We start from the raw sequence: 1,225 nt of genomic DNA on the forward strand, positions 1-1,225 counted from the left end.
GGCGCATACCGCGCCGCATGCCGGCACCGTCCTGTTCCATTTTTCGTTCCATACCGTTTCCGCCGCACATGCCGCGTCCGCGCCCGGTGCGCGGGCCGTTGCCTTCAGGGCCTGTATTGTCATTGCAAGGCATATGAACCTCCTTTTGTTCTGATTGCGCCCTGCGCGGGGCGTCTTTATTGTTGACATATGTCATGAATAAAGTATGGGCATTATCTGACATATGTCAATAACATTTTTTTGTATAAAATATATACTGTAAATATAGCGTGTTAAGTAAAGAATGGACGGACGCGCTGCGGCCGCCGCATGAAATGTGGCTTCGGGTCGACACGGTAAACGCCGAAGTAAACTTTGAGAATGTACATGCTCAAAGTTACTCTGCTCTAGAGCAATTTAACTTTTAAATTGCTCGGACGTCTGCGTGAGCAGACGTTCGCTACGGAGGCGTAAGCGCAGTTTATCTGAGCGGTTAAACGCCGACGTGAGCGTGCCTTAAACTTTGAGAATGTACATTCTCAAAGTTACTCTGCTCTAAAGACGAAATATGCTAAAAAAGGGCGGAAACCTTGCGGTTCCGCCCTTGGGAAGTAAAGCCGTTGCCGTTTTGAGCGGCAGGTCCTGCTGCGGTTCGGTCTGTGCCGTGTTGTGGCAGGCGCAGGCGAGGGGTACGGGGGCTGCCTTATTTGGTGTAGAGGATAAGGGCGACCATATCCAGGTCTTCAGTGCCGGTATTGAGGATGCCGTGTACCTCGCCGTCATTACAGACGGTCACGTCCCCGGCTTTGACAAGCACTTCGGTTCCGTTGTCGTTATAGGTTCCCTGCCCTTTGAGCACATGATAGATTTCAAGTTCCCCGTTGTGCTTGTGGCTGCCGATGGCGCAGCCGGGCTTGAGATTCACCAGGTTGAACAGGCGTCCTTTTCCGGCAAGGCCCTCTTCATTGACGATTTTGGTGAACTTGGTGGTTCCGGGGCCACCGAACATTTCCTTTTCAAACCCTTCCAGTGCATCGGCGCGATAGATCATGTGTTCTCCTTGTGCCTTTGTTTGGTTGCGGCCTTTACGCTGCCCCACGCCCCTGCGGATGTGCATCCGCTGTCAGGCACGGGGCATCTGCTTATGCCGTTGCTTCGTCGTCATCCGTCGCTGGCGTTTCTGCCGCGCTTTTTGCCGCATTTTTTCCGCCTGTGCCTTCGGCCCGGCGTAGATCGGAAGAGCGTC

Annotated in this window: 2 protein-coding genes; both read right to left on the bottom strand. The window is 53.4% G+C overall.

Annotated features, from left to right (window positions below; translation table 11 throughout):
* The coding region (locus tag V6C07_RS13405; RefSeq protein ID WP_442891927.1) for a DUF5320 domain-containing protein at nt 1–223 on the bottom strand (223 nt) is incomplete at its 3' end.
* A 459-nt stretch (nt 224–682) separates the two neighbouring features.
* Nucleotides 683–1,030, bottom strand: coding sequence for a cupin domain-containing protein (locus V6C07_RS07475; protein WP_333535737.1), 348 nt, complete (start codon nt 1,028–1,030; stop codon nt 683–685).
* Nucleotides 1,031–1,225 lie beyond the last annotated feature (195 nt).

It is taken from the genome of Desulfovibrio sp. 1214_IL3152, from assembly GCF_036763055.1.
Lineage (GTDB): Bacteria > Desulfobacterota > Desulfovibrionia > Desulfovibrionales > Desulfovibrionaceae > Desulfovibrio.

What these genes read in the sequence shown, in the direction of transcription:
- V6C07_RS07475 (WP_333535737.1), bottom strand. Translation starts at nt 1,030, where the DNA reads ATGATCTATCGCGCCGATGCACTGGAAGGGTTTGAAAAGGAAATGTTC.